3 protein-coding genes are annotated in these 6,935 nt (G+C 56.0%); all 3 read left to right on the forward strand.

Going from position 1 to position 6,935, the window contains the following annotated elements:
* Positions 1 to 7 precede the first annotated feature (7 nt).
* A complete protein-coding gene (locus tag IEY39_RS29500) occupies positions 8 to 5,857 on the forward strand; it encodes a non-ribosomal peptide synthetase (protein ID WP_262892894.1) in 5,850 nt (1,949 codons plus the stop codon).
* A 2-nt stretch (positions 5,858 to 5,859) separates the two neighbouring features.
* Positions 5,860 to 6,519, forward strand: a complete 660-nt coding sequence (locus IEY39_RS29505) for a galactosyltransferase-related protein (protein WP_188938371.1) — start codon at positions 5,860 to 5,862, stop codon at positions 6,517 to 6,519.
* Positions 6,520 to 6,541: 22 nt separating this feature from the next.
* The coding region (locus IEY39_RS29510) for a hypothetical protein (RefSeq protein WP_188938373.1) at positions 6,542 to 6,935 on the forward strand (394 nt) is incomplete at its 3' end.

Raw genomic sequence — 6,935 nt, forward strand, 5'->3', positions numbered from 1 at the left:
CTATGTCATCTACACATCGGGTTCTACTGGCCGCCCAAAAGGCGTTATGATCGAACACAGGGGGCTGGTCAATGTGTGTTTGGGACAGGCGGACTTTTTCCGGCTGAAACCTGGCATGAAAACCCTTCAATTCGCTTCCTTTGGATTCGATGCCTCCTGTTCCGAAATATTCGCGACGCTGGTGACGGGCGGCTGTCTCGTACTGCCGGACAAAGAAGACATCGGCAGGATAGACCGGCTGGGAGCGCTGATCGACCGGCAGCACATACAGGTGATAACACTGCCACCCTCTTACCAGCAATTGGCGAAAGAGGTGCTGCCCCCCTTCTGTACGATCATATCGGCGGGAGAACCGTTGAACCGGGAGACGGGTCAGTATCTCCGCGCGAAGGGGATACGGTTGCTCAATGCGTATGGCCCTACGGAAAATACCATTTGCGCCACCATGACCGACGAACCCATCCGCGAAGATGGCACGATCGTCATCGGACCGCCGATGGTAGGCGTGCGTATATATATATTGAACCGCCAGGCGCGCCCGGTGCCACAGGGCGTACCCGGGGAAATATACATTTCCGGCGTCGGAGTGGCCAGGGGATATCTGAACCGCCCGCAGCTGACTGCAGAGCGATTCCTGCCCGATCCGTTTTCGCGTGGAAGGGAACAGATGTTCCGCACCGGGGACCTGGGCCGCTGGCTGCCGGACGGCAACATCGAATACCTGGGACGTCTGGACGAGCAGGTAAAGATTCGGGGATACCGGATAGAACCAGGAGAAGTAGAAAGCCTTGCGTTGCAAAGCGGATTTGTCGAACAATGTGTGGTGACGGCTCGCAAGGACCATCAGGGGAATTTGCGATTGGTCGGCTATGTTGTGGCGCGCGAAGGCTTCGACCGCACCCGGTTGCTGACGCATCTGCATCGAAAACTGCCGGCCTACATGGTGCCGGGAATTTGGGTCAGCCTGGAGGCTATACCCACGACGGTCAACGGAAAAGTAGACAAAGAGGCGCTGCCCGAACCGGATGCTGCGGATCTATCGGCAGAAACCTACTTCGCACCACGCAACACCACTGAGGAAGCCCTTGCAACGATCTGGCAAGACCTGTTGGGTATAGAACGCATAGGCATCCGGGATAACTTCTTTGCCCTTGGCGGAGATTCGATCATCACCATACAGGTCACCAGCCGCGCCCGGCGATTAGGTTACGACCTGCGCCCGAAAGATATTTTTCAATACCCGGATATCGAAGGGCTGGCAGCAGCCCTCGCATCACGTTTCGATGTGTCCGGGGGAAAGGGACAGAAGGAAACCCTTCAGGGAAAGTGCGGGCTATTTCCGATACAACAATGGTACCTCGCCAAAGAAGAGGATAACGGTCAGGTGTCGCACTTCAACCAAAGTCTGCTCCTCGACATCGATCGGGCGATAACAGCGGAAGACTTGTCGTGGGTGCTGAATCAGCTGACTACGCATCATGACGCGTTGCGATGCCGCTTTGAACGTACCGCTTCCGGCTGGACACAGGTCTATGGGGACACCACACCCGTGCTAACGATATGCGACCTCAGCGGCATCGGGGACCAGCCGGAACAGACCCTCTCCGAAAAAGCGGCTTGTTTTCAGGAAACCCTCGACCTCACCCGGGGCGACCTTGTCCGGATGGTCTTGTTCCTGATGCCATCCGGCAACAACCGGTTATTGCTGGTGATCCACCACCTCGTGGTGGACGGCGTCTCCTGGCGTATTCTTACCGAAGACCTCGAGCGGCTGTTGACGGCCAGACGCGAAGAAACACCGGTCGTATGGGACGCGGATGGTAGCTCTTGCCGGGACTGGTATGAAGCGCTCGAAGCGTATGGGAACTCCCTGCACCGGCAGCAAAGCTATTGGGAAGAGTTGTCCGCACGCGGCGCCCCCTTGCCGGTGGACCTGGAACAGGACCCGCAGCCCGAGGTGCGGGCCAGGGATTGGAGAACCGTTGTTCTTCATTTGCCGGAGGTATCCACCAGGCAGCTTCTGCAAGAGGCCCCCACGGCGTATCATACAGAGATCAACGACGTGTTGCTGGCAGCACTGGCCAAAACACTGCATGCCTGGACAGGATATGAAAGTATATCGATCGGGTTGGAAGGTCATGGCCGGGAAGAATCGATTGCAACGGGTATCGACCTCGGCCGGACGGTAGGTTGGTTCACCACCGCCTATCCGGTGCTGCTCGGATCGGCCACCGCATGGGCCGATCTGATCAGGGAGACAAAAGAGAATTTGAGGCGCATACCCGACAAGGGACTCGGATATGGTGTTCTGCGGTATATCCGGAAGGCAGAAGGATTACAAGGTCCTCAGCCCTGGGAGATAGTGTTCAATTACCTGGGCAAAATGGACAGGGAGGTCAGGAAGGGAAAATGGTTCAGGCCCGCGGCAGAATCCACGGGACCCTTGATGGGGGCAGCACATAAGATGCAGACGAAGATTTCTCTGAACTGCTGGGTGGCGGCGGAAGAACTCCATCTGAGTTGGGGCTATAGCGGGTTGCATTACCGGGAGGATACGATCCGGAAACTGGGACTCCTTTTTATGGAGAACCTGAAGCAACTGGTAGCGCACTGCATCCGGCAGGGGGCGCTTTCGCCGGTCTGGACGCCTTCAGACTTCGGCTTGGGTAAAGAGATCGGTTACCAGGAACTCGACGCTTTTTTCAGCAGACAGCAGCCGGAAAAACCGGTTGCACTCTACCGCCTTAGCGGCCTCCAGGAAGGAATGCTTTTCCATAGCCTCTACAACGAAGGTTTATATACGGAACAATTGGTCTCTGACATCTCCGGAGTAGTTCCGGAAGTACTCAGGCGCAGCCTGCAACAACTGCTGCGTCGTCACACGATCCTCCGAAGCTCCTTCCATATCGAACCTTTCCGCATCCCGGTGCAATGCGTCTGGAAAGAAGCGCTTCTTCCCATGGAAGTCCTGGATTTCCGTGACGCCGCGCCGGATGCTGTCAGGGCCTTTGAGCAGGCGGACAGGAAGAAGCCGTTTGACCCGGCCAGACCTCCACTGATGCGGCTGACCCTTCTTCGTTTGGGAGAGGACAATTACCGGATGATCTTAACTGTACACCATGTCCTGCTGGACGGCTGGTCTGTGGCTATCCTTCTGGAAGAACTACAGGACGTCTATGAACATCACCTGGCGGGGCATTCTCCGGGACACTCGGAAGAAGATCGATTCGAAGATTATATCCGTTATCTGGAAAGACAAAACCCGGAGGAGGAGAAGGCTTTCTGGAGTGCGTACCTGTCCGGGGCAAGTCAGCAGGTACTGCTGCCATTCATTACACACCAGGAAGAACGGACCATGGGCGTTGGCCAATACGCAGAGGAACAGGTTCAGCTGGACAAGGAATATACGGAACGGCTCTATGACTATGCCCGGCGCCAACAGGTTACGGTCAATACCCTGCTGCAAGGTATATGGTCGTACCTGCTGCATCGTTATACGGGACAAAAGGATGTCGTATTCGGTGTCACGGTATCCGGCCGGCCGGCCGATCTGCCTCGGGTTGAGACCCGGGTCGGGATGTATATCAATACCCTGCCCTTGTACGTTGCCGTGGAAGAAGAGGCGCTCCTGGGAGACTGGCTGCGGACATTGCAAGCGGAACAAGTGGCCTGTCGACAATACCAATACAGCCGGTTGACCGATATACGGACGTGGATGGGAACCGGCGAAAACTGGTTCGATACCCTACTGGTGTTTGAAAATTATCCCGCAAGCTGGAAGGTCCAGGCAGACCAACGAAACCTCCGGATGCACCGGGTCAGAGGCCGGGAAAATACCAACTATCCGCTTGCCCTCCGCGTGGGCGCCGGAGAAGAGCTATGGATTGGATTCAGTTATAATACGCGATTAATCGACACCGATAGCGTCCGCAGCATCTGCGGTCATTTCCGGCTGTTGCTTCACCAGCTGGCTGATGGACCACCTTCCCGTCTGGGTGACCTTGGCTTGTTGACCCGGGAGGAAGAAAGTGAACTGTGGCGGGTTTCCACCGGCACTCCATCGGACTACCCCAGGCATCAAACCGTGATAGACTTGTTCGAAGCCCAGGCGACCCTTCGGCCTCACCGGTGGGCGGTGGTGAGTGGCGACAGCCGCCTAACCTATCAAATGCTTTCCGAGCGATCGAACCAGCTTGCCGCCTACCTGCAGTCGGCTGGAGTGTCCGGTGAATCGCTTGTAGGGATATGTACCGGCCGGTCGGAGCATATGATCGTCGGTATCCTGAGTATACTCATGGCCGGTGGCGCATATGTACCCATCGAACCCGAATACCCACCGGACAGGATCAGCCATATGCTGGAAGACATGGGCGCGGAAGTGGTTTTGACCACCCGCTCCGCAAGCTCATCCTTACCGCCCGCCTTCAAGGGCCGCGTAGTGCTCCTCGACGAGGAAGGAACAGACATATACAAAACGCCCGTGTTACCACGTACGCCCATCAGGCCCCACCAGGTTGCATATGTCTTATATACGTCGGGATCCACCGGTCGCCCCAAGGGAGTGATGATCGAACATCGCAACCTTATGTACCTTTTGTTCGGATTCCTGAAAGCCGCCGGTGCGGAAGAGGACGATGCCGGCCTGTCGGTATGCCCATATGTATTCGACGTGTCCGTTTGGGAATTCTTCACCAGTCTTTGCTTCGGGAACACCTTGCACCTCCTGGCAGGGGAACAAGCCTTCGACCCGGCATACCTGACCAGGTACATCGGAGACAATATGATCACCACGGCCTATCTACCCCCTACTCTCCTGGCAGACACGGTGACGCACATGGAGGAGACGGGAAGAACCCTCCCCCTTCGCCGGTTGCTGGTAGGCGTCTCTTCCATTCAGCAACGCGTGTTGCAGCGCTGGTGCGATGCTGTCCCCGGCCTTCGCATCATCAACGGCTATGGCCCCACCGAAACCACCATCTGTGCGACCTTTTTCCCCTTCAGGGAGGCCGCTCAACCCCATCGGAACACACCCATCGGGAAACCGGTGGCAGGCGCCCGCGTATACATCCTCGATAGTACACTACGCCTCCTGCCCAAGGGTGTCCCCGGAGAGATCTGTATTGGCGGGGAAGGCGTAGGGAGAGGCTATCTCGGGAAGGATCATGCGAACAGGTTCATCCAGTTGCCCGGCCACATAGACACGCGCATCTATCGCACGGGAGACCTGGGGCGATGGCTGCCCGACAACAATATCGAATACCTCGGAAGGCTGGACGATCAGGTAAAGATCCGGGGGTTTCGCGTCGAACCGGGAGAAGTGGAACACCAGATCATACAAAGTGGACTCGTCAGGCAGGTCGTCGTGATCGCCAGGGAAGAGAGATTGGTCGGGTATGTTGTACCCGATGACGGCTTCGATCAGGCATCCTTGCTGGGGTATCTGAACAACCGGTTACCAGCCTATATGATTCCCACCGCTTGGGCCATCCTGGATGTCCTGCCCGTTACAGCCAATGGAAAAGTGGACAAAAAGGCGCTGCCCGAACCTACAAGATCGTCGTCTGCCGGGGAGGCGCCCCGCAGCGAAACAGAAACCGTCCTGGCAGGCATCTGGGAGGAATTATTCGGCATTTTGCGGCCGGGTATAGACGATAACTTTTTCGTCATAGGCGGACATTCCCTGGCCGCAATGCGGATGGTCGCGCAAATAGAGAAGAGTTGGGGGATCCGGCTGTCGGTCAAAACAATTTTCCGTTTCCCCACCATCCGCAGTCTGTCCGAGTACCTGGAGGTCGTCTGGATGAACGATACGGCCTCGGGCGATCAGAATGAATACGAAGTTTTTGAATTGTCATAACCATGATATCGCTGGACTACAAACTTGCCTTTATCATCCCTTATAGGGACAGGGAAGAACATCTGGCTATGTTCGTCCCCCACTATAGGAATTTATTCCCGGATGCGGATATCTATGTCGTGCATCAGCTGGGGAAGGCGCCGTTCAACAAGGGAATGCTCTTTAATATAGGGTTTTTGTATGTGGAACAAAGGGCCGATGCCTTCGACCTGTCGGATGTGGATATGCTGGCGGTGGAAGGACACGTAGATTATTCATTTCCCCGGGCGGCGACCCACCTCGCATCCGCTGCTTCTCAGTTCGGCTACAAAATGCCCTACCCCATTTATTTCGGCGGGCACGTTTTGGTCACGGCCGAACAGATGCGGTCGGTGAATGGCTTCTATAACGACTACCCCGGCTATGGCTGCGAAGACGACAGCTTTTACCGGTCTTTTGTAAACAAGGGGCTGCCGGTGGATCGTCGCTATGGCAGGTACGAGTCCCTGCCCCATAATAGACATGTCGACCACGACGAGCACCTGATGGATCTTTTTAACCGCAACTGGGAGCACTTTAAAAGCGTCCCAAGAGATTATTCCAATGGTATTACGTCATGCAAGTATGACATCGCTGCCGTACACCAGCTCGAAGGATACACGCAGCTCGACGTAAATATTTAGAAACACATCCAAAGAGGCGCAGATGCAAAGCAATCTTACAAACACACTTGACGTATTGAAAGAGGCCGGAAAGAGGGGCCTTGTATTCTTCCTGGAGGAAGGAAAGCTGAAGTATAAAAAATCACGCCGGACGGACACGGACCAACTTTTTATGGAGGAGGTCGCCAGACACAGGGAAGAGATCCTGCGGCTTTTACAAGAGCGGGAGGCGGCTGCGGAGGTGGACTGGGCGGGGATCGTAAGGCAACGGCAGCAGATGGAACGACCGCCATTGTCGTTCAACCAGGAAAGGTTGTGGTTCGTAGACCGGCTGGAAGGAAGCCGGCATTATCATATGCCATGGGCCGTCCGGCTGAAGGGCTTGCCGGATGAAGCATTGTTGGAGCGGTCATTCCGTGCAGTGATCCACCGTCACG

This window comes from Puia dinghuensis (assembly GCF_014642875.1).
Taxonomy (GTDB): Bacteria; Bacteroidota; Bacteroidia; order Chitinophagales; family Chitinophagaceae; genus Puia; species Puia dinghuensis.